Origin of the sequence: Sphingomonas zeae (assembly GCF_014197135.1) — a bacterium.
GTDB classification, from domain to species: Bacteria; Pseudomonadota; Alphaproteobacteria; order Sphingomonadales; family Sphingomonadaceae; genus Sphingomonas; species Sphingomonas zeae.
Genome location: NZ_JACIFA010000004.1, coordinates 50,151 through 75,808 on the forward strand (window position 1 = coordinate 50,151; position 25,658 = coordinate 75,808).

The following is a 25,658-nucleotide window of genomic DNA, read 5'->3' on the forward strand; positions in this document are numbered from 1 at the left end:
CGGACCGTGAACGAGGTTGACGGCGATACCATGAATGACCAATCACGCACCGCGCCTGCCCGCGGGCGGCAAAACGAACAGTAGGGCCTTTACCGCGTGATCCGCTCGTCCATCGTCCGCGCCGGCCTTTTGGAGAAGACCCGATGACCGCGCTCCTTCCCGAAGGCTATCACGACCGTCTTCCCCCCTATGCCGACGCCGCCGCGTCGGTCGAGGCGCGGGTGCTGGAGGCGGCGCGGCTGCATGGCTATGAGCGCGCCGATCCGCCGTCGATCGAGTTCGCCGAGGCGCTGGGTTCGCGGTTGAAGGCGGGCGGCCTGCATGATGCGGTACGCTTCGTCGATCCGGTGTCGCAGCGCACGCTTGCCATCAGGCCCGACCTGACCGCGCAGGTGGCGCGCATCGCGGCTACCCGCATGGGGCATCACCCGCGCCCGGTTCGGCTGTCCTATGCTGGCACCGTCGTCCGCCTGCGCGGCTCCGAACTGGCGCCTGCGCGTGAGTGGCGGCAGATCGGCGCCGAACTGATCGGGCTCGATTCGACGGCGGCCGCCACCGAAGTGGTGCGCGTCGCGGTCGAGGCTTTGGTCGCGGCAGGGACGACCGGCATCTCGATCGACTTCACGCTGCCCGATCTGGTGGACCTGCTCGCCGCCGGGCCGCTGCCCGTCGCCGCCGAGCAGGTGACTGCCTTACGCGATAGGCTGGACGCCAAGGATGCGGGCGGGGTCGCGGCGATCGCGCCCGAATACCTCCCGCTGGTCGAGGCGGCCGGGCCGTTCGCGACCGCCATGGAACGGCTGCGCGCCTTTGACCGTCAGGGCGTGCTGGCCAGTCGTCTCGACGCGCTGGAGGCGATCGCCGCCGCGCTGGGCGAGGGGGTGGCGATGACGCTCGACCCGACCGAGCGGCATGGCTTCGAGTTCCAGAGCTGGCTGGGCTTCTCGCTGTTCGTCGCCGGCCCCCCGCGCGAGGTCGGGCGGGGCGGCACCTATACCATTTTCCACGAGAATGGCGCGGAGGAGAAGGCCACCGGCTTCTCGCTCTATGCCGACGCCATCGTCGCGACCGCCCCGCCGACCGAGCGGCGGCGGTTGTTCCTGCCCCATGGCACCGCGCCGGAAACCGGTGCGTCGCTTCGTGCGCAGGGCTGGGTGACGGTGCAGGCGTTGGAGGCGGGCGACACGCCCCAGGCGCAGCTCTGCACCCATATCCTTAGCGACGGCCAGCCAACGGCCATCGCCGGTTGACATACGGGGGCGCGTCCCGCTAGGCGCGCCCCGCACATTATTGGAAACCCCCATCCGCCGAGTCCTGTCGAAGGGCGCATGGGGTCCGTCCGGCAGGCGGAGCATAGCATCCATGGCAAATGTAGCAGTCATCGGCGCGCAATGGGGCGACGAGGGCAAGGGCAAGATCGTCGACTGGCTGGCCGAGCGCGCCGACATGGTCGTGCGCTTCCAGGGCGGGCATAATGCCGGTCACACGCTGGTCGTCGGCGAGAATGTCTACAAGCTGTCGCTGCTTCCCTCGGGCATCGTGCGCGGCACCCCCAGCGTCATCGGCAACGGCGTCGTCCTCGACCCCTGGGCGCTGAAGGCCGAGATCGAGCGTCTTGGCGAACAGGGTGTCCAGGCGTCCCCTGAGACGCTGCGCATCGCCGACAACTGCCCGCTGATCCTGCCGATCCACCGCGACCTGGACGGTCTGCGCGAGGATGCCAGCGGCGCGGGCAAGATCGGCACCACGCGGCGCGGCATCGGCCCGGCCTATGAGGACAAGGTCGGCCGTCGCGCGATCCGCGTGTGCGATCTGGCGCATCTGGATGATCTGGGGCCGCAACTCGACCGCCTGTGCGCACACCATGACGCGCTGCGCGCCGGGTTCGGCGAGCCGCCGATTGATCGCGAGCGCCTGCTGGCCGATCTGCGCGAAATCGCGGATTTCGTACTGCCCTTCGCCAAGCCGGTATGGCGCGACCTGAACGAAGCGCGCGCCAGCGGCAAGCGCATCCTGTTCGAGGGCGCGCAGGGCGTGCTGCTCGACATCGATCACGGCACCTATCCCTTCGTTACCTCGTCCAACACCATCGCGGGTGCGGCGGCGGGCGGTTCGGGGCTGGGGCCGTCGGGCGTCGGCTTCGTGCTGGGCATCGCCAAGGCCTATACCACCCGCGTCGGCTCGGGTCCGTTCCCGACCGAGCTGGAGGACGAGACCGGCCAGCGTCTGGGCGAGCGCGGTCATGAGTTCGGCACCGTCACCGGCCGCAAGCGCCGCTGCGGCTGGTTCGACTCGGTGCTGGTGCGCCAGTCGGCGGCGGTCGGCGGCATCACCGGTATCGCACTGACCAAGATCGACGTGCTCGACGGGTTCGACGAGGTTAAGATCTGCGTCGGCTATAAGCTGGGCGACGAGACGCTCGACTATTACCCGACCCATGCGGCGGATCAGGCCAAGGTCGTCCCCGTCTATGAGACGATGGAGGGCTGGCAGGAGTCGACGGCGGGTGCGCGCAGCTGGGCCGATCTGCCCGCACAGGCGATCAAATATATCCGGCGGATCGAGGAGTTGATCCGCTGCCCCGTGGCGCTGGTGTCGACCAGCCCGGAGCGCGAGGATACGATCCTGGTTCGCGATCCGTTTGCGGACTGATCATGGAGGCCCCGGCGAGAGTCGGGGCCTTTTTCGTTGGCGGGTTTCCCTTGGCCCTTTCATCGCGACACGCAAAAGGCCCGGCCGCTTTCGCGACCGGGCCTTTCCCGTCGTGACGAACCCGAAAGGGATTACATGCCGCCGCTGCTGCCCGGCGGGGTCGTGGTGCCGCCGGTGGTGCCGCTGCCCATCGAACCGCTGGTCGTGGGATCGCTGCCCAGCGTGCCGCTGCCGGTCGTGGTCGAGGACCCGGTAGCGTCCGGCGTGGTCGAGGGAGTGTTGACCGTGCTGTCCGGCGTGGTCGTCCGGCTGCGGCTCTTGCTGCGCGTCGTCGAGCGGGTCGTCGTGCTCGGCGTCGTGCTCATCGTGTCACCCGGCTGGCCCATGGTCTGACCGGGCATGGTGCCCGTCTGGCCCGGCATCTGCCCCGGCATCGTCTGGCCCGGCGTGGTGGTCTGTCCCGACATGCCGCCAGTCGTGCCGCCCGATACCTGGGCAAAGCCCGCAGCGGGGATGACAAGGGCGGCGGCTGCGATCACATGAATGTAACGCATTGATTCTCTCCTGCTTTATTCTCGCAATGGTTAACGAGGCAGGAGAACGTCCGTTCCGTCAGTCAACCACATTGACCGCGATGAAGCAACGCCTGATCGGCTAAAACCCATGCGACCATCGCTTCAACCACGGGAACGCCGCGAATGCCGACGCAGGGGTCGTGGCGGCCCTTGGTGGCGATCTGGGTTTCCTCGCCGGTGCGGGTGATGGTGTCGACGGGGGTCAGGATCGAGCTGGTCGGCTTGAAGGCGACGCGCATCGTGACGGGCTGGCCGGTGGCGATGCCGCCCGCGATGCCGCCCGCATGGTTGGCCAGAAAGCGCGGGCCGCCATTGCCAGCGCGCATCGGGTCGGCATTCTGCTCGCCGGTCAGCGCGGCGGCGGCAAAACCATCGCCGATTTCGAAGCCCTTGACCGCATTGATGCTCATACAGGCCGAGGCGAGTTCGCTGTCCAGCTTGGCATAAAGCGGCGCCCCCCAACCTGCGGGCACCCCGGTCGCCTCGCAGGCGACGACCGCGCCGACCGACGAGCCGGACTTGCGCGCGCCGTCGACGATCGCTTCCCAGCGCTGCGCGGCGGCGCGGTCGGGGCAGAAGAAGGGGTTAGCGTCGATCTGCGCATCGTCGAACGCCTCATAATCGATCCGGTCGCCGGCGATCGACTCGACCCAGGCGCGAATCCGGACCTGGGGGATCACCGCGCGGGCCACCGCGCCTGCCGCGACCCGCGCCGCCGTCTCGCGCGCCGAGGAACGCCCGCCGCCGCGATAATCGCGAAAGCCGTATTTGGCGTCATAGGCATAATCGGCATGGCCGGGGCGATAGGCGAGCGCGACGTTGCCATAGTCCTTGGACCGCTGGTCGACATTCTCGATCATCAGGCTGATCGGGGTGCCGGTGGTGCGGCCTTCGAATACGCCGGACAGGATGCGGACCTGATCGGGCTCGCGGCGTTGGGTGGTGAAGCGGCTGGTGCCGGGGCGGCGCTTGTCGAGCCAGGGCTGGATGTCCTGCTCCGACAGCGCGATCCCCGGCGGGCACCCGTCGACGACCGCGCCCAGCGCCGGGCCGTGGCTCTCGCCCCAGGTGGTGAAGCGGAACAGGCGGCCGAACGTATTGAAGCTCACGCAGCATCTCCCAGCCGGGCAAAGGCCGGCGCATGTGTGGCGGCCCCGCGCACGCCGCAGGGGATCAGGCCGCCCTGCAGCGGGGCGGCAAGGAAATACGCGCCCGCATAAGGACTGTCGAAACCGCTCGCCACATCGGCGGCAAAGCCGAAGCGGCCGTAAAAGGCCGGATCGCCCAGCGCGAAGCACAAGACGACGCCTTCCTTCTCCAGCCGTTCGAGCCCGGCCGCGACCAAAGCCTCGCCGACGCCCTGCTGCCGCCAGTCGCGCGCAATGGCGATGGGGGCGAGGGCGACGGCGTTGATCGGCTTGCCGCCGATTTCGACGGCCATCCGACTGAACGCGATCGCGCCGATCAGGCCGTCCGTGCCCTCGTCGATCGCGACCAGCATCAGCACCATGTTGCCTTCCACGCACAGGTCGCGGACCAAAGTGGCTTCGGCGGGGGCGGGGAAGCTGGCGACAAGCAGCGCGTCGAGCGCGGCGACGTCTTCGCCGCGGGCTGGGCGGATGGTGATGGCGGCGATAGGCTGGTCGGACATGGGCTCGTCTTTAGCGTCGCCGGGGCGCAAGGCGCGATAGATAATGTTGTATCCTCCCCGGTACGGGGAGGGGGACCACCGCAAAGCGGTGGTGGAGGGGGGGCGCCGCTGGGCAAGTCCTATGAGGAAGCCCCCCTCCGTCAGCGCTGCGCGCTGCCACCTCCCCGTGCCGGGGAGGATTTTGCCTTACGCCAGCGCGATGTCCGGCGCGTCCTCGGCCTTCATGCCGATGACGTTATACCCGGCGTCGACATGGTGAATCTCACCCGTGACGCCCGACGACAGGTCGGACAGCATGTACAGGCCCGCGCCACCCACATCCTCGATCGTCACGGTGCGACGCAGCGGCGAGTTCAGCTCGTTCCACTTGAGGATATAGTTGAAGTCGCCGATGCCGCGCGCGGCCAGCGTCTGGATCGGGCCAGCCGAGATGGCGTTGATGCGGATATTCTCGGGGCCGAGGTCGACCGCGAGATACTTCACGCTGGTTTCCAGCGCCGCCTTGGCCACGCCCATGACGTTGTAGTGCGGGATGACCTTTTCCGCGCCGTAATAGGTCAGCGTCAGGATCGAGCCACCCTCGGGCATCATCTGGCGCGCGCGCTGGGCGACGGCGACCAGCGAATAGGCCGAGATGTTCATGGTCATCAGGAAATTGTCGAGCGTGGTGTCGTAATAACGCCCGCGCAGCTGTGACTTGTCCGAGAAACCGATGGCATGGACGACGAAGTCGATCGTCGGCCATTCCGCCTTCAGATCGGCGAACAGCTTATCGAGCGACTCCATCTCGGCCACATCGCAGTCGAACAGGCGCGCCACGCCCAGCTGTTCGGCCAGCGGGCGGACCCGCTTTTCCATCGCCGCGCCCTGATACGAAAAGGCGAGCTCCGCGCCCGCCTCCGAAAGCTGCTTGGCGATGCCCCAGGCCAGCGATTTGTCATTGGCCAGGCCCATGATGAGCCCCCGCTTGCCTGCCATCAATCCGTTCACGCCGTTACCGCTCCTGCCGGTTCACTTCCATCAATCGCCCTCTCTAGCGCCGGTTCGGGGGGTTCCGCCAGTGCCGCGTTCAAATGCGCGCCGAAAACCAGGCCCAAACCGATCAGATAGAAGAACAACAGCATGACGACGACACCCGCCAGGCTGCCATAGGTCAGGTCGTACCCGCCCAGTTGCGACAATGCCCAGGGCAGGAGCGCGGTCATGCTGACCCACCACGCAGCGGTGAACAGCGCGCCGGGCCATTTCGGGCAGTCGCTCTCGCGATATTTGCCGGGCGTGACCGAATAGAAGAGCAGGTAGAGCGCGCCGAACATGACGACGCCGGGGATCATCCGCGACAGGCCGACCCAGCCCGCCACGTCCTGCGAGAAGGGGACGAGGCGATAGATGAACTGCTCGGCCGCCGTCAGGATACCGGCCGCCAGGAAGGACAGCAGCGCGACGATTACCGACGCGATCATGACCAGCGTCGAGGACAGCCGCGATTTCCAGAAGGCGGCCGTCGCCTTCACGCCGTAAGCGCGGTGGAAGATGTCGCGGATCGTCTCGATGAAGCCTCCCACCGTCCACAGGCCCACCAAACCACCCAGCCAGAGCAGCGATCCGGTACGCGCCGCCAGCACGTCGCCGATCGGCTTGCGCAACAGGTCGCTGACATCGGGGGGCAGGACGTGGAGGAAGCTCTCCACCGCATGTTGCGTCTCGTTGCTCTGCCCAAACAGCGACAGCAGCGCGGCGGTGGTGATGAAGAAGGGAAACAGCGTCATCAACGCCAGATAGGCGAGGTTCCCGGCATGGATGAATCCATCGTTGAACACGCCCAGGCTGGTTCGTTTCAGGACCTCGAAGGCATAGGAGCCCGGCCGGACCTTGGCGAACTGCCGATCCAGCCGGGTACGGGCCTTGCCCCGATGGTGTGCGCGTTCTTCTGGGGTCAGGCCGTTCGCATCGCTCATGAAGCGATCAGACGCCCATGGCGGCTCTCGGGTTCCTGCCGTCGGTCCATTCGGTGGCGAAGCGTTGCAATGCGGCATCATCGGCGGGGATGTCGATGATCAGCGTGATAAGCTGATCGCCGCGCCCGCCATCCTTCTTGTGAAAGCCCTTGCCCTTCAGGCGCAGCGTCTTGCCCGAGCTGGTGCCCTTGGGCACGGTCAGCATGACCGGGCGCTCGACGGTCGGCGCCTTCACCTGCCCGCCCAGCACCGCCTCGGTCAGGCTGATCGGCAGGTCGAGGCGGACATCATCGCCGTCGCGCGTGAAAAAGGCATGGGGGACGACCTCGATGGTGATGATCGCATCACCGGCCCCGCCCGGGCCTGGCTCGCCCTTGCCGCCCAGCCGCATCTGCGTGCCGCTTTCCACCCCGGCGGGCAGTTTCAGATCGATCGTCTTGCCATCGCCCAGGGTGATACGCTGCGGACTGAGCGTCGCGGCGTCGACAAAGGGCACGCGCAGGGCATAAGCGGTGTTCGCACCCTTGGCGGCGGAGCGGCCCCGTCCGAACCCGCCAAAGCTCCCTGAGAAACCGCCACGCCCGGCACCGCCGAACATCCCTTCGAAGATATCGGACATATCGGCGCCCTCACCGCCGAAATCGAATTGCTGACGAAAGCCGCCGCTGCCGCCGGCGCCGGGACGCGGACCCGTGGCCCCGCCGAAGCCGCCGCCATAGCCGAAGGGCGAGCTGGGGTTGCCGTCGCCATCGATCTCGCCCCGGTCGAACCGGGCGCGCTTGTCCTTGTCGTTCAGCAGGTCATAGGCGTTGGTGACCTGGCTGAACTTCTCCGCCGCTTTCGGATTGTCCTTGTTGCGATCGGGATGCAGTTCCTTCGCCAGCTTGCGATAGGCTTTCTTGATATCGGCTTCGCTGGCCGTGCGGCTCACGCCCAGCGTCTGATATGGATCGGCCACTCTGTTCCCCGTTGGCAGTGTATTACCGATCTATGTGGGGAAGTCCGTGCCGGAGCGCAATCCGTTCCCCATGCGTTGAGCCGACAGAAGGAGACGGATCATGACCCAGCCGATGCAGGCGACCGGAAACGACGGCAAGAAGGGCGCTCCCGATGGCGTGTCGGACGCGCCCGGCAAACATGGCGGCGAAAGCCAGGGTGGCGGTTACGAGGGCGTGCCCGAGCGCGAAGGCGATTTCCACGGCGGTCAGAGCGGGGCGGCCTATCATGGGAAAGGCGGGCACCCGGACCCGGACAAGGACAATCCCAATGCGGTGACGGAAGAGGGCTAACCCCACCCCCCGTTCAGCCTGAGCGAAGGCGAAGGCCAGGGGAAAACGCTTGCGGCGAAGCGCAGAGCGTGCATTTCGACTTCGCTCAGTGCGAACGGAGGGTGGCGAGCTACCCCGCCACCATCTCCTCCATCGGCGCGACATCGACGCTGACCTCCATCTTCTGCGCGCCCGAGCCCAGCACCACGCCGTCGACCGGCGCGATCTCGGCATAGTCGCGCCCCACCGCGACGATGATATGGTCGCCCGCCATCCAGATGCCGTTGGTCGGATCGACGCCGACCCAGCCATGGTCCGGCCCGCCCCAGATCAGCACCCAGGCATGGGTCGCGTCCGCCCCGACCAGCCGCGCCTGGCCCGGAGGCGGCAGGGTGCGGATATAGCCCGAGGCATAGGCCGCCGGGATGCCCGCGGCGCGCAAACCCGTAATCATGATCTGCGCGAAGTCTTGGCAGACGCCGCGCCGCTGGCGAAAAGCCTCCGCCGGGGGCGTGTCGACCAAGGTGGCGGCGGGGTCGAAGGCGAATTCGCGCTGGATGCGGTTGGCGAGCGCGAACCCGGCCTCCAGTGCGCCGCGCTCGGGCGACAGGTCGGCGGCGCACCATTCGGCGATGGCGGGGTCGAGCGGGATCAGCGGTGATGGGAAAATGTAATTGGCTGGTCCCGCCGCCGACAGGTCGCGGCTCGACCGGGCGAGCGCGGAGACCTCGGCCAGCGTCGGGTCGTTCGGCGAGGGCATCGGCACCGGCCGGTCGACGACCATGCGTGCGCGGCTCTCGATGGTCAGGCTGCGCACCGGCCGGTCGACCACCAGCCTGGTGACATGCGCCAGCCCCGCCTCGGCATGGGCCGAACGGGTGCGGCCGACCGGCTCGACGATCAGGTCGTAAGCCTCCAGCCTCTGGCCGGGCCAGTCGATGGGTTTCAGTCGCAGATTGCAGCGCGCATATTTAACCTGCGCGCCGTAATCGAAGCGGGTGATGTGGCGGATGTCGTAGATCATGCGAGCGTCAATCCGCCAGCGCGCAAAGGTTCTGCCCCTTGCAGGAAATAGCGGCGTGCAATCGCCTCGGACAGCAGGCCCAGCCGCCGTTCGACATCGCCCAGCGTGTCAGCATCGAGCGTGCGCGCGTCCGCCGTCTCGATCGCGGCGCGGATCGCGATCGCCTGCGCCTGTTGCGGCTCGGCCATGTCGTCGTCGGACAGGACCGGCAGGCGCGACAGGCAATCGGCGATGCGCGCGGCCTGATAGGCCAGCGCGCGCGGATTGTTGGGATCGAGCGCGACGAGGTCGACCACCGCGATGCGAGCCAGGCCGGTCGGATAACGCTGGCGATAGCTGATCTGGCTGTTGGCGAGGTCGAGCAGGGTGGACAGGTCATCCGCCGACGCGCCCGCCATGCCGAACAGCCGGGTCGCACGCGCGACGGCGATGGCGCGCTCCACCCGGCGACCGAGATCGTGAAAGCGCCAGGCGGCGGTGCGCACCATATGTTCGGCCGACAGCCCGGCAATGGCGGCGTAGCGGCGCTGGAGCGAGCCCGCGCGATCGAGCATCCCGGCATGGCTGGGGAAGGGGGCCTCCAGCAACCGCACCATGTCGGCGGACAGGCGGTCGCGCGACCCCTCGCTGATCCCGCGTGCCAGCCGGTTGATGCGGGCGACCGAGTGCCAGCCTTCATCCTCCATCGCGGTGCGCGCGAACTGGGTCAGGGCGGCGCGGTGCAGGCTGTCGGGATGCGGGGCGGCGCCCCCCCCGGTGATGAGGCCGACCAGCCGTCCGACGGTGCGCGTGTCCAGCGCGGCGCCGCCGTCCACGTCGATCGAATTGCCCAGCATGACGCGGATCGCGGCGAGCAGCGCCTCGCCCCGCTCCAAATAACGGCCCAGCCAGTAGAAATTGTCCGCCACCCGGCTGGGCAGCGTCCCCGGATTGCGCCGGACATGCAGCGAATCGGGGTCGGCGAGGAGCGACACGGGCGAAACCGGCTCCGGCCCATGGATGCAGACATCGGCCGACCATAGCCCTTCGCCGATCATGGCGGCGGTCGCCTCCGGATGGTCGCCGATCCGACCGAAGCCGCCGGGCAAGACGCCCCATTGCCCCTCGCCATCGCGCGCAGCGAAAACGCGCAAGGTGAAGGGGCGCGGCTCCAGCCGGTCCCCGATGACGACGGGCATCGTCGACAGGCGCACCATCTCCTGCCCGACATAATCCTGCGGGCGCTTGGCCATGTCGTCCAGCAGCGCGGCGCGCTCGCCGGGCGACAGGCTCGATCCCGGCCGCGCGCCATCGGGCAGCCCCAGCGGCGTGGGGCCGAAGGCGGGGGCGATCAGCAACTGGTCGAGATGCTCGGCGACATGCGCGGCCTGCGTCGAGCCGCCGCACCACCAGGTCGCGATATTGGGCAGCTTGAGCGGCTCGCCGAGCAACTGATTGGCCAGCACCGGCAGGAAGGCGGAAAAAGCCGGGCTTTCCAGCGCGCCTGCACCCGGCGCATTGGCGATCACCACCTGCCCCCCGACATAAGCGTCGATCAGGCCGGGCACCCCGATCTGCGAATGGCTGTCGAAGGCCAGCGGGTCGAGCATCCGCGGATCGAGCCGCCGCCACAGCGCATCGATCCGCTTGAGCCCCGCGACGGTGCGGACATAGACTTGCCCCTCGATCGCGGCGAGGTCGGCGCCCTCAACGAGCAACAGCCCCAGATAGCGCGCCAGATGCGCCTGTTCGGGATAGCTGGGGTTGAAGCGGCCGGGCGTGAGGAGGCCGATGCGCGGATCGGCGCGGCGGCACTGAGAGGCGAGTCCGGCGCGAAAGGCGGCGAAAAAGGGCGCGTGCCGCTGCACGTTCAACCGATTTTGCAGGCCGCCCAGCGTCCGGCTGACCGCCAGCCTGTTCTCCAGCGCATAGCCCGCGCCCGCCGGGTTGCGCAGGTGGTCGGCCAGCACCCGCCATTCGCCGTCCGGCCCGCGCGCCAGATCGAAGGCGACGAAGCTCAAATGATGGCCGCCCGGCGGCGTCACCCCGACCATGGGGCGTAGGAAATAGGGGCTGCCGGTCGCCAAGGCGGCGGGAACATGCCCCTGCGCGACCAGATCGCCGGGGCCGTAGAGATCGGCCAGGATCGTTTCGAGCAGCGCGGCGCGCTGGGTCACGCCCGCCTCGATCCCCGCCCATTCGGCGGTGTCGATCAGCAGCGGGACGGGGGATACGGGCCAGGGTCGCTCGTCGGTTTCGCCGATGATGCGAAAGCCGGTGCCGATGTCGGCCGCATGGCGTTGCACCCGCTCGCGCGCATGGGCCAGGTTGCTAGCGACGGCAGCCAGCTCCTCCAGCATCGCGGCCCAGGCCGCCGGATCATGCGATCCCGCCAGCACGTCCGCCCCCGCGGCGGCGTCGCGATAGGCGTCGATCCAGGCGGCGGCCTGTGCGGGGCTGTCCTCGGAGGGGTCCATCGCGGCGGAAAATCGCCGCATCGGCCCCAGGTTGCAACAGGCGATTACAGGTCGGGCAGGATTTGGTCGGCAACGCCCCAACCGCGCATGGCGGCGCTGCCCGCGCGCGTGACCAGTTCGTCGCCGTCGCGGATCGTCCAGCGCGCCGCCGTATCGATCCCGTCCAGCTCGCGCCATGCCACCGGGGCCGCAACCGGCGCACCCGCCCGCGCGCGCGCCGAATAGGGCATGACGGCGGTCGCACCGCGCTGGTTGCGCAGCCAGTCGACGAAGATGCGCCCCTTGCGCTTGGCCTTGGTCGCCACCGCGACGAAGCGGTCAGAATCGCCTTGTGCCAGTGCCTTGGCGAAGCGCTCGGCGAAATTCGACACGGCCGGCCATGCCGCATCCGGAGTCAGCGGCACGACGACATGCACGCCCTTGCCCCCCGACAGCATCGCAAAGCTGGTGAGCCCCAGTTCGGCGAGCTGGTCATGGATATGGACGGCGGCGCGCTTCACATCGTAGAAGGTCACCGACGGGTCGGGATCGAGGTCGAAGATCATCCGGTCTGGCTGTTCCAACGTCGCGATGGACGAACCCCAGCCGTGGAACTCGATCGACCCCATCTGGATGCAGGCGCGCAGGCCATCGGCATCCTCGACATAGAGATAGGGCTCGGTGCCGCCGTCCTTTTCCTTGATGGGCACGGAGTGGACATGCGGCCCGAAGCTGCCCGCGTCATGCTTCTGGAAGAAGCACGCCCGCGCCCGACCCTGCGGACAGCGGACCAGACTTACCGGCCGGTGCGCGACCCAGGGCAGCATCAGCGGGGCGACCGTCGCGACATAATCGGCCAGATCGCCCTTGGTCAGCGTGCTGTCGGGGAAGATCACCCGCTCGGGATGGGAGATGGCGACGTCGCTGTCCTTGGCGGGGGGCGCGGGGGCAGGGCGTTCCTCGACCACCTGCTCGGCGGGTTTGTCCTCGCGCAGGCCGATGAAGCTGGGATGGCGGAGCAGGCCGTCGGGTGTCGTCTCGGTAAAGGCGATTTCGGCGACCAGATCGGGGCGCACCCAATGCGCGCCGCGTACCATCGCGCGCGGCGCCTCGACGGGTGCGGTCTTGCGTGCGCGGGCGTCGAGGAGCTGCCGTAGCTCGGCCATGCGGTCTTGGGTGAAGCCGGTGCCGACCTTGCCGACATAGGCCAGCTTGCCGTCGCGATTCACGCCCAGCAGGAGCGACTTCAACCCGCGTCGCGCCTTGTCGGAGGGGAGCCAGCCGACGATCACGAATTCCTGCCGCTTCAGGCATTTGATCTTCAACCAGTCGCGACTGCGCGCTGACGGATAGCGGCTGTCGGCGCGTTTGGAGACGACGCCCTCGAGCCCCTCGGCGCATAGCTTGTCGAACAGCGCCTCACCCGACCCGGTGATATGCTCGGCGAACTGGATCGTCTCGTCGCCCTTGGGGATGATCGCGCGCAGTCGCTCCTTGCGCTGGACCAGCGGCAGGTCGGTCAGGTCTTCGCCGTCGAGCGATAGCAGGTCGAAGGCGAACAGGCTCATTGGCCGGTCGCTGCCGATCGCGTCCTTCAGGGTCGAAAAGTCGGGTCGCCCATCCTTGAATGCGACGATCTCGCCGTCGATCAGCGCGGCGGTGACGGGCAGTTCGGCGGCCGCCGCGACGATGCCGGGGAATTTCTCGCTCCAGTCCAGCCCGCTGCGGGTGAAGACCTGCGCCTTGCCGCCGCCGACCGCGATCAGCGCGCGATAGCCGTCATATTTGATCTCGTGCAGCCAGCCATTTCCCGCGGGAACCTGATCGACCAAAGTGCATAGCGCCGGGGGGTGAAACTCCGGTAGCGCGCCCTTCGCCGCCTTTGCCTTGCGCGGCGGCGCCTTCGCCTTTTTGGCGGGCGCCTTCTTCGCCGGCTTCCCCTCCGCGATCTGCGCCATGGTCCGCCCGGTCGAGACGCTGGTCAGCGCCTGATCGGTCAGCGTGTCGGTGCCCCCGGCATGGGCATCCGCGACCTTGCGGAGCAGCCAGTTCTCGCGCTTCTCCTTGCCCCTGGGTTTCATGCGGACGAGCAGCCATTCGCCCTTCATCCGCTCGCCATCCAGAATGAAATGGAGATGCCCGTCCTCAAGGTCTTTGGCGCTCTTGCCCGCGACCGGCGACCAGGTGCCGCGATCCCACAGCATCACCGTCCCGCCGCCATATTCGCCCGCCGGAATGGTCCCCTCGAACGTCGCATAGGACAGCGGATGATCCTCGGTCCGCACCGCCAGCCGCTTTTCGTCGGGGTCCAGGCTCGGCCCGCGCGTGACGGCCCAGCTTTTGAGCACGCCGTCCACTTCCAGCCGGAAATCCCAGTGCAGCCGGGTGGCGTCATGCTTCTGCACCATGAAGCTGTTGCCCTGGCCGGGCTCGAGCGTGCCCGCCGGCTCGGCGGTGCGGGTGAAGTCGCGCTTGGCGTTATAGCGTTCGAGCGGGTCAGCCATGTTTGCGCGCCGGGGCTTTGCGGGTGGTCTTCTTCGCGGGCGTTTTGCGAGCAGCCTTAACCGGAGCCTTGCGCGAACGGCTGCGCGTTTCGCCGGTCTCCATCGACTGTTTCAGCGCGGCCATCAGGTCGGCGACATTGCCGCCCGACTTGGACGGCGCGTCATCCTCCTCCTCGATGATCTTCTTGCCCTTGGCCTTGCGCTTGCGCTCGATCAGGCGGTGCAGCGCCTCGACATAATGATCGTGGAACTGCTTGGGGTCGAAGGGACCGGACTTCTTCTCGATCAGCGCCTCGGCCAGATCGAGCAATTCGGCATCGGGCTTGGCATCGCCGATGTCGCTGAAATACCCTTGCGCCTTGTTCACCTCATCGGCGTAGCGCAGCGTCTCCAGGATCAGCCCGCGCCCGCACGGCCGAAGCGAGACGATATATTCGCGGCCCCTGAGCGCCAGCTGGCCCAGCCCGACCTTGCCCGTCCGCTTCAATGCCTCGCGCAGGACGATAAAGGCTTCCTCGGCCAGGTCGTCGGCGGGGACGACGAAATAGGGGCGTTCATAATAGAGGACGTTGATCTCACTGGCGTCGACGAAGCGGGTCAGCTCGAGCGTCTTCTTCGACTCCAGCTTGACCGCGTCGATCTCGTCCTGGTCGAGCAGGACATAATCGCCCTTGGCAACCTGGTAGCCCTTTACGATCTCGTCAGTATCGACCGGGCCAATGTCGTTGACCACCTTTTCGTAATGGATCGGCTTGCCGCTGGGTTCGTGGATCTGCTTGAACTGGATGGTCGCGCCGCTCTTGGTGGCGGGGTAGAGCTCAACCGGAATCGACACCAGCGCGAGGCGTATCTGACCCTGCCAGTAAGCGCGTGCGGGCATTCGAAATTTCTCCGTTGCGTTGATGGTCCAATGACGGACTCAGCGTTTCCGTTCCCGACATTGGTTTTCCGATCCCACAGGCGTATGGACGCGCGCATGGCCGACGATCCCTTTGCCCTGTTCGACACCTGGTTTGCCGAAGCGCGTCTGAGCGAAATCAACGATTCCAACGCGATGGCACTTGCGACGGTCGATGCGACCGGACAGCCCTCGGTCCGCATGGTTCTGTTGAAGGGGCATGATGCCCGCGGATTCGTGTTCTACACCAATCGCGAGAGTCGCAAGGCGCAAGACCTTGGCGAGGGCAGCAAGGCCGCGCTCCTGTTTCACTGGAAGTCGCTGCGTCGGCAAATCCGGATCGAGGGACCGGTGTCCCGCGTCACCGACGCCGAGTCGGACGCCTATTTCGCCAGCCGGCACCGGGATTCGCAACTGGGTGCCTGGGCGTCGGACCAGTCTCGCCCGCTCGACCGTCGCGAGACGTTCGAGGCGCGGTTCGAAGAGGTGCGCGCCCGGTTCGAGGGCGGCGAAGTGCCGCGTCCGCCGCATTGGGGCGGATACCGCGTGACGCCGCAGCGGATCGAATTCTGGCTGGATCGCGAACACCGCCTGCATGAGCGGCGTGTCTTCATCCGCACCGGCGAGGGCGGTTGGGACGAGGGACTGCTGTTCCCGTGACCCAGGACGAACGAAAGAAGGTCATTCCGCTCGCCACCAAGGCGGCGCTGGCCAGCGTCGCGATGGCGCTGTTCCTGCTGGCGTTGAAGGGCTTTGCCGCCTGGCGGACGGGATCGGTCGCGATGCTGGGGTCGCTCGCCGACACCGCGCTCGACCTGCTCGCCAGCCTGGTGACGCTGTACGGCGTCCGGCTGGCGGCCACTCCGGCGGACCATGACCATCGTTTCGGCCATGGCAAGGCGGAGGCGTTGGCGGCGCTGTTTCAGGTCGCGCTCATCACCGCCTCGGCGGCGGGAATCGCCTGGCGCGCGGTCATGGCGCTGGGGGCGGACAATCCCACCTCGGACGCGGAGTTCGGCATCGGCATCTCGGTGGTGGCGATCCTGGCGACGATGCTGCTGCTCGCCTATCAGCGCAGCGTCATCCGCCGCACCGGATCGGTCGCGATCCTGGCGGATAACGTCCATTACCAGTCGGACGTGCTGCTCAACGGATCGGTGATCGTCGCGATGGTGCTGGACCAGTATTTCGGCTGGCACGGCGCGGACCCGATCTTCGGCATCGCCATCGCGCTGTGGCTCGCCTGGGGCGCGTTCCAGGCGTCCTCGACCGCGATCGACCAGTTGATGGACAAGGAATGGTCCGACGACCAGCGCGCCGCGTTCCTGGATGTCGCTGCACGCCAGCCGGGGCTGAAGGGCATTCACGATTTCCGCACGCGCCGTTCGGGAAGCCACGACTTTGCGCAATTCCATATGGAGGTCGACCGCGACATGACGGTGGCCGCCGCGCATGACGTGGTCGAGGGGGTCGAGCGTGCGCTGCGCCGTGCCTTTCCCAAGGTCGAAGTTCTGATCCATCTCGATCCCGAAGGCCATGTCGACACCGACAATCCGCTGGTCGAGGCGGACGTGACTCCGCACTGGTTCGGCAAGCGCGTGGGATATTGATGCGCATTCCCTTCACCCAGGTCGACGCTTTTGCCGATGCGGCATTCACGGGAAATCCGGCGGCGGTGATGATGCTGGGGTCGTGGTTGGACGATGCCACGCTGCTCGCCATCGCGCAGGAGAACAACCTGTCGGAAACCGCCTTTCTCGTTCCGCTGGACGGCGCGGAGGCGGATTTCGAGCTGCGTTGGTTCACGCCTGGTGACGAGGTGGAAATGTGCGGCCACGCCACGCTGGCAAGCGGGCATGTCGTGCTGTCGTCCGACACCATGTGTCAGCGGGTACGGTTCGCGACGCGTCATGCCGGGGTGCTGGAGGTGGCGCGCGACGGGCTGGGTTACAGCATGTCCCTGCCCGAACGCACGCCATCGCCCGAAGCGCTGCCGGGAATGGTCGAGGCGCTGGGCGTGGACGGCGTGGTGGAAACGCTGCGCCATCCGGCGGGCTATGCCGTGGTCGTCGTGGATGCCGCCCAGACAGTGCGGGCCTGCACGCCCGACTTCGCCGCGCTGGCCAAGGCCGGGCGCTATGTCGTCATCCTGACCGCGCGGGGCGGGGCGGGGGAGGCCGATGTGGTCAGTCGCGTCTTCGTGCCCGCCTTTGCCATCGATGAGGACCCGGTGACGGGCGCGGCGCATGCGGTGCTGACGCCATATTGGACGCAGAAGCTGGGCCGCGATTCCTTCGTGGCGGAGCAAGCGAGTGCGCGCGGCGGGCGGTTGACCTGTCGGCTGGACGGCGACCGCGTGATCCTGCGCGGCGGATGCGTGACGGTGATCGAGGGGACGTTCCTGCTGCCGTGATACACGCATTCCTCCCCGTCGGAGATGGGGAGGAATTGCTCACTCCGCCGCCAGCAATGTCTCCGCCGCCTGCAAGTCCACCGATACCAGCCGACTGACGCCGCGTTCGATCATCGTCACACCGAACAGCCTGTGCATCCGGCTCATCGTCACGGCGTTATGGGTGACGATAAGATAGCGCGTATCCGTCTCGCGCGTCATCCGGTCGAGCAGCCCGCAGAAACGATCGATATTGGCGTCGTCCAGCGGAGCGTCGACCTCGTCCAGCACGCAGATCGGCGCCGGGTTGGTCAGGAACAACCCGAAGATCAGCGCCACCGCGGTCAGCGCCTGTTCGCCTCCCGACAACAGCGTCAGCGACTGAAGGCGCTTGCCCGGCGGTTGCGCCATGATCTCTAGGCCCGCCTCCAGCGGATCGTCCGAATCGATCAGCGCCAGATGCGCAGAGCCGCCGTCGAACAGCGTCGCGAACAGCGTCTGGAAATGCCCGTTCACCGCCTCGAACGCCTCCAACAGCCGCTGCCGCCCCTCGCGGTTGAGCAGCCCGATCGAGCTGCGCAGCCGCGCGACCGCCTGGACCAGATCCTCGCGCTCGGCCGCACTGGCCGCGCCGCTCGCTTCCAGTTCGGTGAGTTCCTGTTCGGCGACCAGATTGACCGGGCCGATGCGTTCGCGGTCGGCGGACAGCTTGTCATGCGCGGCAGCCTCGGCCTGGGGCGAGCCGACGCTGGCGCTGTAGAAGGCCAGCTTCTCGGGGAGCACCGGCGCGGGGCAGGCGAAGCGTTCGCCCGACACGCGGCCCAGCTCGACCCGGCGGAGTTCGTGATTTTCGACCCGCGCCAGCGCCCCCGCGCGGGCCTCGCGCGCCGCCGAGAGCAGCGCATGGGTTTCGGCATGGGCCGCCTCGATGGCGCGCAGCGCGCGTTCGGCGTCGGCCTCCGCGATCTGGGTGCGTTCCGCCTCGGCCTTGGCGGCGTCATGCGCGGCGGCGAGTTTGGCGATCTCGTCGGCCAGTAACGTCGGCTGGTCGGCGAGCGCGGCGGCGTCACGGTCGAGCGTCGCGGCGCGGTCGTCCATCTCGGCGATCCGGCCCGCCGCTTGCCCCGCGCGCTGATCCCAGCCCTGCGCCTCCGCGATCGCCGCGGACAGGCGGTCGCGGGTCTGGGTCAGGCTGCGCTCCAGCGTCGTCCGCTCCGATCGCGCCAGCGCCACCGCCGAGCGCGCCAGTTGCGTCTCCTGCTGGAGCCGCGCCGTTTCCGCCGCGCTGGCCGTGCCGTCGGGCAGTCCGGCCAGCGTCGCCTGGGCGCGGTCGCATTCAGCCAGCGCCTCGTCCATCTCGGCGGCGATCCGTTCGGCGCGGGTGGCGAGGTCGGTGCGCTGCGCGGAAAGCCGCTCGATCACCGCCTGCGCCCGGTCCTCGGCGCGCTGGGCATTGCGCAGAGCCGCCTCGGCGGTGGCATGGAGGTTGCGCGCGCTGGCGGCGGCGGCGCGGGCGCGGGCGATCCGATCCTCGATGGCGGCGCGTGCTTCGGTGGCAGTCTGCACCGCAGCCTCGGCCGCCGGACGTTCGGCCTCCAGCGCGGCGAGGCGGTTGCGCCGCTCCATCCGCTCGGCCGCCGCCGCGCCGCCGCCCTCGCCGATATAGCCGTCCCAGCGCCGCAGCCGCCCCTCGCGCGTCACCAGCCGCTGCCCGACGCTGAGCTGCTGGCCCGAATCCGCCTCGACCAGGAAGATCTGTGACAGCCGCCGGGCGAGCGTCGGCGGCGCCTTGATCCGCTCGCCCAGCCGCAACGTGCCCACCGGCGCGGCGGGGTCGTCCGGGGCTATGGGCGAGCCATGCCAGTCGACCAAGGGCGTCTCCAGTTCGTCGCCTAGGGCTGCGGCCAGAGCACGCTCGAATCCCGGTTCGGCCTGCACTTCGTCGAGCAGCCGGTCGCCGCCCTTGCTCGCGGTCGCGCGGGTCAGCGTCGCCGCCTCGGCTTCCAGCGCGGCGAGCGAGGCGATGGCGCGGGCGCGCGCCGCCTCGGCCGAGTCGCGTTCGGCGGCGGCGGTCAACTCGCTTTCCTCGGCCCAGCCCAACGCCGCGCGCGCCTTGTCGGCATCGACCCTGGCGGCGGCCTGCGCCGCAACCGCGGCTTCGCGCGCCGCTTCCTGCTCGGCCATGTCGGGCAGCGCCTCGATCGCCGAGGCGACGGCGCGGGCATCGCGTTCGGCACGGGCATGGCGCGCGCGGGCGGCGGTCAGCGCGGCCTCGGCGATGCGCCGCTCGGCGGCTTCCGCAGCCTGGGCCGACAGCGCGCGGGCGAGCGCCACTTCGGCGTTGCGGTTCTTCGTCTCGGCCTCGGCCAGCAGGGCGTCGAGCCGGGGCATCGCCTGCACCGCATGGGCGATGCGCGCCTCCAGATCCTCGCGCTCCTCGGCCAGCCGCCGGATCGCCGCCGCCGCGTCATGCGCCAGCGCATCCTCGCGCGCGCGGTCCTCATCGATCCGGGTGCGCGCGGCGGCCAGTTCCTCGATCCGCCGTTGCAGCCCATGGCGGCGGTCGCGGGTGCGCGACAGGGCATGGCCCGCCTCGCTCAGCGTATCGCGCGCGGCGAGCGAGGCGGCGCGGGTCCGCGCGGCGCGGGCAACCGCTTGTTCCTGCGCGGCGGCGGCTTCGCATTCGGCGGCGGTGGTTTCGGTGACGCGGCGCTCGGCGGCCTCGGCCTCGATCTTGGCCGCGCCCGCCGCCTCGGCCGCGTCGCGCCAGCGGGCGAAGATCATCCGCGCCTCGGCCACGCGGATTTGCTCGGAAATCAAGCGGTAGCGCTCCGCCGCCCGCGCCTGTCGCCGCAGCGTGGCGATGCGCGCATCCTGGTCGGCGATCGCTTCGTCCAGCCGGGTCAGGTTCGTCTCGGTCGCGCGCAGCTTGGCTTCGGCATCGCGGCGGCGGACATGTAGGCCCGCGATCCCGGCTGCCTCCTCCAGCATCGCGCGACGCTCGGCGGGCTTGGCGGCGATGACCGCGCCGATCCGGTTCTGGCTGACCAGGGCTGGCGAGTGCGCGCCGGTCGCGGCATCGGCGAAGAGGAGGGCCACGTCCTTGGCGCGCACGTCGCGCCCGTCGATCCGGTAGGCCGAGCCCGCGCCCCGCTCGATCCGGCGGACGATCTCGGTCTCCTCACCCTCGCGCTCGGCCAGGATCGTGACCTCGGCGAAATCGCGTGGCGGGCGGGTGGCGGTGCCCGCGAAGATCACGTCTTCCATGCCGGCGCCGCGCATCGACCGCGCGCTATTCTCGCCCATCGTCCAGCGCAGCGCTTCGAGCAGGTTCGACTTGCCACAGCCATTCGGCCCGACAACGCCGGTCAGCCCCGGTTCGATGACCAGATCGGCCGGATCGACGAAGCTCTTGAAACCCGAAATGCGAAGCCGCTTGATCTGCACGGACCCGGTCGCTGCTCCCCCGATACGCTGTGGTTAACCGATAGCGAATGGGTGGGTATTGTCGAGGGGGGTGAGCTATCAGAGCGCGGCATTGTGATATGGCGGCTTCCGCTCGCTTGCGGTCATTCCAAATTTGCTCAAAGATGTATCAATGCGCAGCTCTTGCCTTACCATCGCTATCCTACTGCTTGTCGGATGCAATGCCGAAAAGCCAGAGTTCAACCAGTTTTCAAGGGCGCAATCCGCATCCGGTTTCGGTGCAACGAATACATGGCACATTGATCCAGCACTAAACACCGCAAATATACAGAAAATGCGCGATAGAGCCTATCATTTTTGCCGTGATATTAAAAATGACGATCGAATCTGCTATGTTGACCAAAATCGATCCATTTTTGGCTATTCCAATTCTTTCAGCTTGGTTCAAATGTTTCGAGAGGAAAAGCCGCCAATTGAAGGGTTTGTTGCAGCTCATCAGCGAAACAAAGAGGCTTTTCAACGTATTCGCAATTATTGTGAAGGTGTTTATAGAGATCAGGGATCAGCTGATGCCCGCGGCTTAGGCCCATGCATGGCGGCCGGCATGGGATCAGATTATTTTGGTATCGTCCCGGTTCCCTAGGGGCAGCGCCTCGATCAGCAGCGCTTGCTGCAATGATTGACGGTCAGTCGCGTCTCCTCGCGCCCAGTTGCGGACGAATCCATCATTGCTAGTCTATACGGATGGCTGACGGTTATCGATCCGGTGGCACACCGGGAGGCAAATGGGGTTGCGGGGTGGCGGCGCTGGTTGGTTTGCCACTGCTTGGGTTCGTGATCCTATTCAGCGCGCTGGGGGACTGCGTTCCCGAAGCACCCTGCCACCACGATCTTGATTGGCTGCTTATCGCCGCCGCACTGGCGGTTGCCGCCATTGTTGGCTTCGGTAGCCGCGCCGCGATCAACGCCATCATCAGCCGTTGGCATAACGGCAGCTAACCACCAATTCCTGTCATCCATTTGTAGGGTGGGACAGGCTAACGGTCATCCGAACCGGGCCAAGCCGAACGGCGTCATCGGCACCGCCGTCTCGCCTCCATGCAGCATCCCCGCCACCAACTCCCCCGTAATCGGTGCGAGCGTCAGGCCCAGATGGTTGTGGCCGAAAGCATAGGAGACCCCCCGCGTCCCCGGCACTCGCCCGATCGCGGGCAGATAATCCGGCAGGGTCGGCCGCGCGCCCATCCAGGGTTCGGCGTCCTTCCCGATGGGCAGGCCCAGCGCGGCGATGTGGTGGCGCAGGCGATTCCATTTGGCGGGGTCGGGTCTGGCTTCGGCGCGGGCGAACTCGACGATGCTGGCGGCGCGTAAGCCCCCGGCAAAGCGGGTGACGATCATCGAGCGGTCCTCGAACACCACCGGCGGCAGGTCGGCGGGCCAGTCGACGTCGGGGCCGGTCTGGAGATGATAGCCGCGCTCGGCGATAATCGGGGCCTTCAGGCCGAAGGGGCGGAGCAGCGCCGCGCTCGCCACGCCCGCCGTCACGACGATCTGGTCGGCGGTCAGGCGGCGGTCGTCGGTCAGGCGGACCTCTCCGTCGCCGACCGCCTCGACCCGCGCGACGATGCGGGTGCCGCCGTCTGCCAGAAAACGCGCCGTCGTCGTTTCCGCCAGTCGCGTCGGGTCGGCGATCTGGCCGCTGCCCTCGAAGCGGATGCCACCCGCGATAGGGCTGCGGACGCGGGTCCGCCAGTCGTCCAGTTCCACTTCGGTCAGCGGGCGGAAGCGCGCGGTGCCGGTATCGGCAGCCTGCCAGTTCGCCAGCCCGTGCGCGGCGCTCTCGGCCGTTTCCCACAGCACGATGTGGCCGTCGGGACGCAGCAGATCGGGCGCGCCCAAGGCCGTGACGTGCCGCTGCCACGCGGGCATGGCCTGGGCGAGCAGGCCCGCCAATGCCTCATGCGCCCGCTCGTACCGAGCAGGGCGGGCAGCCTTCAGCAGGCGGAGCGAGAAGGGCAGCCAGGTCGCGATCTCGCGCGGGGGCAAGGCCAGCGCGCCGCCGCGAAAGAACAGCCGCTTGGCAAAGCAGCGCACCATCGCGGGCGAGGCGATCGGCTCGGCCTGTTCGGTGGCGATATGGCCCGCATTGCCCCAGGAGGCGGCGCGCGGGGTGTCCTCCGCCTCGATCAGCGTGACGGTCCAACCCGCGCGTTGCAGGACAAGCGCGGTCGTCGTGCCGATGACGCCGCCCCCCACGACAATGGCGCTGCGACGATCCGAGGGGCTGGCGTGATTTTCCGGCTTGGGCATGAGCCTCGTCATATCGTATACGGATTTTACAGCAAGGGAATCCCGATGACGTCACCCACGATCCGCCATACCTTTTTCTGCATCGACGGCCATACGGCGGGCAATCCCGTCCGGCTGGTGGCGGGCGGTGCGCCGCTGCTGCGCGGGTCCAGCATGGCCGAGCGGCGGCTGGATTTCCTAGATCGGTTCGACTGGATCCGCACCGGCCTGTGCTTCGAGCCGCGCGGGCATGACATGATGTCGGGCGGCTTCCTCTATCCGCCGTGCGAACCGGACAGCGATGCCGCGATCCTGTTCATCGAGACGAGCGGCTGCCTGCCCATGTGCGGGCATGGCACGATCGGGATGATCACCTTCGGCTTGGAAAACGGCCTCATCACCCCGCGCGAACCCGGAAAGCTGAAGGTCGAGGTGCCCGCGGGCACCATCCATATCGAATATGAGAAGGACGGCGCCAAGGTCACGGCGGTCCGCATCCGCAACGTGCCCGCCTATCTGGCGGCCGAGGGGATCCAGATCGACGTGCCGGGCTTCGGCCCGCTGACGCTGGATGTCGCTTATGGTGGCAATTACTACGCGATCATCGAGCCGCAGGGGGCCTATACCGGGCTGAACGATCTGGGCGCGTCGAAGCTGGTCGAACTCAGCCGCACGATCCGCGAACTGGTGCGCAAAAAGTTCGAGCCGGTTCATCCGCTGGAACCCTCGATCCGGGGGGTCAGCCATGTGCTCTGGGCCGACAAGCCCTCGGGGGAGGATGCGGACGGGCGCAACGCGGTCTTCTATGGCGAGCGCGCGATCGACCGTTCCCCATGCGGCACCGGCACCTCGGCGCGACTCGCCCATCTGGCGGCGAAGGGGCGCTTGAGCGTCGGCGACTGCTTCGTCCACGAAAGCTATATCCGCAGCCGCTTCATCGGCCGGGTCGAGGCCGAAACGGAGCTGGGCGGCCAGGCGGCGATCGTGCCCTCGATCCAGGGCTCGGCGATCGCGACGGGCTACAACACGATCTGGATCGACCGCGAGGACCCGTTCTGGGCGGGGTTCACGGTGGTGTGATTCATTTTCACGCGAAGCCACGATGACGCGAAGATGTTTGTTCGCGCAGAGGCGCGGAGGGCGCGGAGAGACATCGCTTAAGGCAGCGAACGACATTCTCGATCCGCCGAGCTAGAAAGGCCGCTCACGCGGCAGGCACGACTTCTCTGCGTCTTCTGCGCCTCTGCGCGAACCTCCATACTTCGCGTCGTCGCGGCTTCGCGTGAACCTGTTGCCCGGCTTCCGCCGGGGCGATGCTTCACCCCAGATCGTCGATGGCGGGCTGCGGCTGGGTGAACCAGGCAGCGCCCGTTTCGGTCACGTAGAAATGATCCTCCAGCCGCACGCCGAAGCGCTCCGGCACGACGATCATCGGCTCGTTCGAAAAGCACATGCCCGGCGTCAGCGGGGTCTTGTCGCCGCGTACCAGATAGGCGGGCTCGTGGATCGATAGGCCGATGCCGTGCCCGGTGCGGTGCGGCAGGCCGGGCAGGCGGTAATCGGGGCCAAGGCCCGCGCGTTCCAGTACCGCGCGCGCGGCGGCATCGACCACCTCGCAGGGCGCGCCCGGCCGGACGGCGGCGAAAGCCGCAGCCTGTGCTTCCTTCTCAATATCCCAGATGCGGCGCACCTCGTCGCCGACATCGCCGAACGCATAGGTGCGCGTGATGTCGCTGTGATAGCCGTCGATCAGCGTACCGGTATCGACCAGCACCACGTCGCCGTCACGCAGCACATCGTCCTGGGGCAGGCCATGCGGGAAGGCGGTCGAGCGGCCGAACTGCACCGCGCAGAAATAATTGCCGGTCGATGCGCCCAGCGCGCGGTGGGCGGCATCGATGAAACGGATCACTTCGGAGGCGCGGATGCCTTCGTGGAGGATGCGGGCGGCGCGGCGTTGGACCTCCAGCGTGATGTCCATCGCCTGTTGCATCAGCGCGATCTCGGCGAGTGATTTGATCTGGCGGCAGCCATCGACGACCGGCCCGGCATCGACCGGCGCGACGCCCGGCGCGGCGGCGCGGATACGCTCCACGAACAGGAAAGCCATGGCCGGGTCGATCGCCAGCGTTCTGGCACCCGCCGCCTTCAGTGCGTCGGCGACCAGCGCTGAGGGGCTTTCATCCTCTTCCCACAGTCGGATGTCGGTGGCGGGGATGGACAGGCTCGCCTCGAACGATCCCAGCTCGAAACCGGGGCAGATGAACACGGGCTCGCCCGCGATCGGCAGCAGCATCGCCACCAGCCGCTCGGTCGCGCCCCAGGCGACGCCGGTGAAATAGCGCAAGCTGGCGCCCGCCCCGATCAGCAGCGCGTCGGCGCCCATCTGGCCCATCAGCGCGCGGGCGCGGGTCAGCCGCTGTGCCCGTTCCTGCGCGGTGATGACCGATGCCGGATTGGCCCAGGGCGACAGGCTCGCCAGCTCGCGCTCCGCCGTCGATCCGCCGATCATTCCTGCCATGCCCTATGCTCCGTTTCGTATACGGTTCGGCCTGTAGCGCGCGTTGGAGCGCCGCACCAGCCGGT

22 protein-coding genes are annotated in these 25,658 nt (G+C 67.9%); 9 read left to right on the top strand and 13 right to left on the bottom strand.

All coding sequences use genetic code 11. The features are described 5' to 3' along the window. Positions 1-143: 143 nt before the first annotated feature. Together GGR45_RS07310 and GGR45_RS07315 are read left to right on the top strand one after the other, a co-directional pair. Complete coding sequence (locus tag GGR45_RS07310; RefSeq protein ID WP_175311736.1) at positions 144-1,250, top strand: ATP phosphoribosyltransferase regulatory subunit; 1,107 nt, start codon at positions 144-146, stop codon at positions 1,248-1,250. A gap of 112 nt (positions 1,251-1,362) precedes the next feature. Beyond that, a complete protein-coding gene (locus tag GGR45_RS07315; RefSeq protein ID WP_175311735.1) occupies positions 1,363-2,652 on the top strand; it encodes an adenylosuccinate synthase in 1,290 nt (429 codons plus the stop codon). Positions 2,653-2,783: 131 nt separating this feature from the next. Here the strand turns inward: GGR45_RS07315 and GGR45_RS07320 are convergent, their stop codons facing one another. The 6 genes from GGR45_RS07320 to GGR45_RS07345 all read right to left on the bottom strand — a co-directional run bounded on the left by GGR45_RS07320 (position 2,784) and on the right by GGR45_RS07345 (position 7,794). Beyond that, positions 2,784-3,206, bottom strand: a complete 423-nt coding sequence (locus GGR45_RS07320) for a hypothetical protein (protein ID WP_175311734.1) — start codon at positions 3,204-3,206, stop codon at positions 2,784-2,786. A gap of 62 nt (positions 3,207-3,268) precedes the next feature. Further along, on the bottom strand, positions 3,269-4,336 hold the full coding sequence (aroC, locus tag GGR45_RS07325) for a chorismate synthase (RefSeq protein ID WP_175311733.1): 1,068 nt from the start codon (positions 4,334-4,336) through the stop codon (positions 3,269-3,271). Beyond that, entirely contained in the window at positions 4,333-4,878 is a 546-nt protein-coding gene (locus GGR45_RS07330) for a GNAT family N-acetyltransferase (RefSeq protein WP_175311732.1), read from the bottom strand. The genes aroC and GGR45_RS07330 overlap by 4 nt, the downstream gene beginning before the upstream one ends. A gap of 186 nt (positions 4,879-5,064) precedes the next feature. Continuing rightward, the gene (fabI, locus tag GGR45_RS07335) at positions 5,065-5,856 is read right to left on the bottom strand and encodes an enoyl-ACP reductase FabI (RefSeq protein ID WP_175311805.1); all 792 of its coding nucleotides are present in this window, start codon (positions 5,854-5,856) and stop codon (positions 5,065-5,067) included. Positions 5,857-5,864: 8 nt separating this feature from the next. Beyond that, complete coding sequence (locus GGR45_RS07340) at positions 5,865-6,836, bottom strand: YihY/virulence factor BrkB family protein (RefSeq protein ID WP_175311731.1); 972 nt, start codon at positions 6,834-6,836, stop codon at positions 5,865-5,867. A gap of 7 nt (positions 6,837-6,843) precedes the next feature. Beyond that, the gene (locus GGR45_RS07345) at positions 6,844-7,794 is read right to left on the bottom strand and encodes a DnaJ C-terminal domain-containing protein (RefSeq protein WP_175311730.1); all 951 of its coding nucleotides are present in this window, start codon (positions 7,792-7,794) and stop codon (positions 6,844-6,846) included. Positions 7,795-7,894: 100 nt separating this feature from the next. Here GGR45_RS07345 and GGR45_RS07350 point away from each other — a divergent pair, with 100 nt between their 5' ends. Beyond that, positions 7,895-8,125 carry a hypothetical protein gene (locus tag GGR45_RS07350; RefSeq protein ID WP_175311729.1) on the top strand — a complete coding sequence of 77 codons (231 nt, stop codon included), beginning with the start codon at positions 7,895-7,897 and terminating at the stop codon, positions 8,123-8,125. Positions 8,126-8,234: 109 nt separating this feature from the next. Here GGR45_RS07350 and GGR45_RS07355 read toward each other — a convergent pair whose 3' ends face one another. Genes GGR45_RS07355 through ku form a run of 4 tightly spaced genes read right to left on the bottom strand, consistent with a single transcriptional unit; the run spans position 8,235 to position 14,947 of the window. Then, positions 8,235-9,128: a transglutaminase family protein gene (locus tag GGR45_RS07355; RefSeq protein WP_175311728.1), complete on the bottom strand. Its 894-nt coding sequence runs from the start codon at positions 9,126-9,128 to the stop codon at positions 8,235-8,237. Next, positions 9,125-11,605: a circularly permuted type 2 ATP-grasp protein gene (locus GGR45_RS07360; RefSeq protein WP_175311727.1), complete on the bottom strand. Its 2,481-nt coding sequence runs from the start codon at positions 11,603-11,605 to the stop codon at positions 9,125-9,127. The genes GGR45_RS07355 and GGR45_RS07360 overlap by 4 nt, the downstream gene beginning before the upstream one ends. Positions 11,606-11,628: 23 nt before the next feature. Next, positions 11,629-14,067 carry a DNA ligase D gene (gene ligD / locus GGR45_RS07365; protein ID WP_175311726.1) on the bottom strand — a complete coding sequence of 813 codons (2,439 nt, stop codon included), beginning with the start codon at positions 14,065-14,067 and terminating at the stop codon, positions 11,629-11,631. Beyond that, a complete protein-coding gene (gene ku, locus GGR45_RS07370) occupies positions 14,060-14,947 on the bottom strand; it encodes a non-homologous end joining protein Ku (protein WP_175311725.1) in 888 nt (295 codons plus the stop codon). The genes ligD and ku overlap by 8 nt, the downstream gene beginning before the upstream one ends. A gap of 96 nt (positions 14,948-15,043) precedes the next feature. Here ku and pdxH point away from each other — a divergent pair, with 96 nt between their 5' ends. From pdxH to GGR45_RS07385, 3 genes are read left to right on the top strand one after another with little or no spacing between them, the layout of a single operon-like run. Then, positions 15,044-15,625: a pyridoxamine 5'-phosphate oxidase gene (pdxH, locus tag GGR45_RS07375; RefSeq protein WP_175311724.1), complete on the top strand. Its 582-nt coding sequence runs from the start codon at positions 15,044-15,046 to the stop codon at positions 15,623-15,625. Next, positions 15,622-16,575 carry a cation diffusion facilitator family transporter gene (locus GGR45_RS07380; protein WP_175311723.1) on the top strand — a complete coding sequence of 318 codons (954 nt, stop codon included), beginning with the start codon at positions 15,622-15,624 and terminating at the stop codon, positions 16,573-16,575. Before pdxH ends, GGR45_RS07380 begins: the two co-directional genes overlap by 4 nt. Next, on the top strand, positions 16,575-17,378 hold the full coding sequence (locus GGR45_RS07385; protein WP_175311722.1) for a PhzF family phenazine biosynthesis protein: 804 nt from the start codon (positions 16,575-16,577) through the stop codon (positions 17,376-17,378). The genes GGR45_RS07380 and GGR45_RS07385 overlap by 1 nt, the downstream gene beginning before the upstream one ends. 39 nt (positions 17,379-17,417) lie before the next feature. Here the strand turns inward: GGR45_RS07385 and GGR45_RS07390 are convergent, their stop codons facing one another. Continuing rightward, positions 17,418-20,804 (bottom strand): chromosome segregation SMC family protein, encoded by a 3,387-nt coding sequence (locus tag GGR45_RS07390; protein ID WP_175311721.1) that lies wholly within the window; start codon positions 20,802-20,804, stop codon positions 17,418-17,420. 151 nt (positions 20,805-20,955) lie between these two features. On the opposite strand from GGR45_RS07390, the gene GGR45_RS07395 reads away from it, so the two are divergent. Next, positions 20,956-21,426: a hypothetical protein gene (locus tag GGR45_RS07395; RefSeq protein ID WP_175311720.1), complete on the top strand. Its 471-nt coding sequence runs from the start codon at positions 20,956-20,958 to the stop codon at positions 21,424-21,426. Between the two features lie 155 nt (positions 21,427-21,581). Further along, on the top strand, positions 21,582-21,782 hold the full coding sequence (locus tag GGR45_RS07400; RefSeq protein WP_175311719.1) for a hypothetical protein: 201 nt from the start codon (positions 21,582-21,584) through the stop codon (positions 21,780-21,782). Between the two features lie 45 nt (positions 21,783-21,827). Here the strand turns inward: GGR45_RS07400 and GGR45_RS07405 are convergent, their stop codons facing one another. Then, on the bottom strand, positions 21,828-23,093 hold the full coding sequence (locus GGR45_RS07405; RefSeq protein WP_175311718.1) for an NAD(P)/FAD-dependent oxidoreductase: 1,266 nt from the start codon (positions 23,091-23,093) through the stop codon (positions 21,828-21,830). Between the two features lie 45 nt (positions 23,094-23,138). On the opposite strand from GGR45_RS07405, the gene GGR45_RS07410 reads away from it, so the two are divergent. Continuing rightward, the gene (locus tag GGR45_RS07410) at positions 23,139-24,152 is read left to right on the top strand and encodes a 4-hydroxyproline epimerase (protein ID WP_217497973.1); all 1,014 of its coding nucleotides are present in this window, start codon (positions 23,139-23,141) and stop codon (positions 24,150-24,152) included. 238 nt (positions 24,153-24,390) lie between these two features. Here the strand turns inward: GGR45_RS07410 and GGR45_RS07415 are convergent, their stop codons facing one another. Beyond that, complete coding sequence (locus tag GGR45_RS07415) at positions 24,391-25,593, bottom strand: M24 family metallopeptidase (RefSeq protein ID WP_175311717.1); 1,203 nt, start codon at positions 25,591-25,593, stop codon at positions 24,391-24,393. Positions 25,594-25,658: the final 65 nt, after the last annotated feature.

Bases quoted from the DNA above. Each gene is read 5' to 3' on its own strand.
- GGR45_RS07310 (WP_175311736.1), top strand. From the start codon at position 144: ATGACCGCGCTCCTTCCCGAAGGCTATCACGACCGTCTTCCCCCCTAT.
- GGR45_RS07315 (WP_175311735.1), top strand. From the start codon at position 1,363: ATGGCAAATGTAGCAGTCATCGGCGCGCAATGGGGCGACGAGGGCAAG.
- GGR45_RS07320 (WP_175311734.1), bottom strand. From the start codon at position 3,206: ATGCGTTACATTCATGTGATCGCAGCCGCCGCCCTTGTCATCCCCGCT.
- GGR45_RS07330 (WP_175311732.1), bottom strand. From the start codon at position 4,878: ATGTCCGACCAGCCTATCGCCGCCATCACCATCCGCCCAGCCCGCGGC.
- fabI (WP_175311805.1), bottom strand. From the start codon at position 5,856: ATGGCAGGCAAGCGGGGGCTCATCATGGGCCTGGCCAATGACAAATCG.
- GGR45_RS07340 (WP_175311731.1), bottom strand. From the start codon at position 6,836: ATGAGCGATGCGAACGGCCTGACCCCAGAAGAACGCGCACACCATCGG.
- GGR45_RS07350 (WP_175311729.1), top strand. From the start codon at position 7,895: ATGACCCAGCCGATGCAGGCGACCGGAAACGACGGCAAGAAGGGCGCT.
- GGR45_RS07355 (WP_175311728.1), bottom strand. From the start codon at position 9,128: ATGATCTACGACATCCGCCACATCACCCGCTTCGATTACGGCGCGCAG.
- GGR45_RS07360 (WP_175311727.1), bottom strand. From the start codon at position 11,605: ATGCGGCGATTTTCCGCCGCGATGGACCCCTCCGAGGACAGCCCCGCA.
- ligD (WP_175311726.1), bottom strand. From the start codon at position 14,067: ATGGCTGACCCGCTCGAACGCTATAACGCCAAGCGCGACTTCACCCGC.
- ku (WP_175311725.1), bottom strand. From the start codon at position 14,947: ATGCCCGCACGCGCTTACTGGCAGGGTCAGATACGCCTCGCGCTGGTG.
- pdxH (WP_175311724.1), top strand. From the start codon at position 15,044: ATGGCCGACGATCCCTTTGCCCTGTTCGACACCTGGTTTGCCGAAGCG.
- GGR45_RS07385 (WP_175311722.1), top strand. From the start codon at position 16,575: ATGCGCATTCCCTTCACCCAGGTCGACGCTTTTGCCGATGCGGCATTC.
- GGR45_RS07395 (WP_175311720.1), top strand. From the start codon at position 20,956: ATGCGCAGCTCTTGCCTTACCATCGCTATCCTACTGCTTGTCGGATGC.
- GGR45_RS07405 (WP_175311718.1), bottom strand. From the start codon at position 23,093: ATGCCCAAGCCGGAAAATCACGCCAGCCCCTCGGATCGTCGCAGCGCC.
- GGR45_RS07410 (WP_217497973.1), top strand. From the start codon at position 23,139: ATGACGTCACCCACGATCCGCCATACCTTTTTCTGCATCGACGGCCAT.
- GGR45_RS07415 (WP_175311717.1), bottom strand. From the start codon at position 25,593: ATGGCAGGAATGATCGGCGGATCGACGGCGGAGCGCGAGCTGGCGAGC.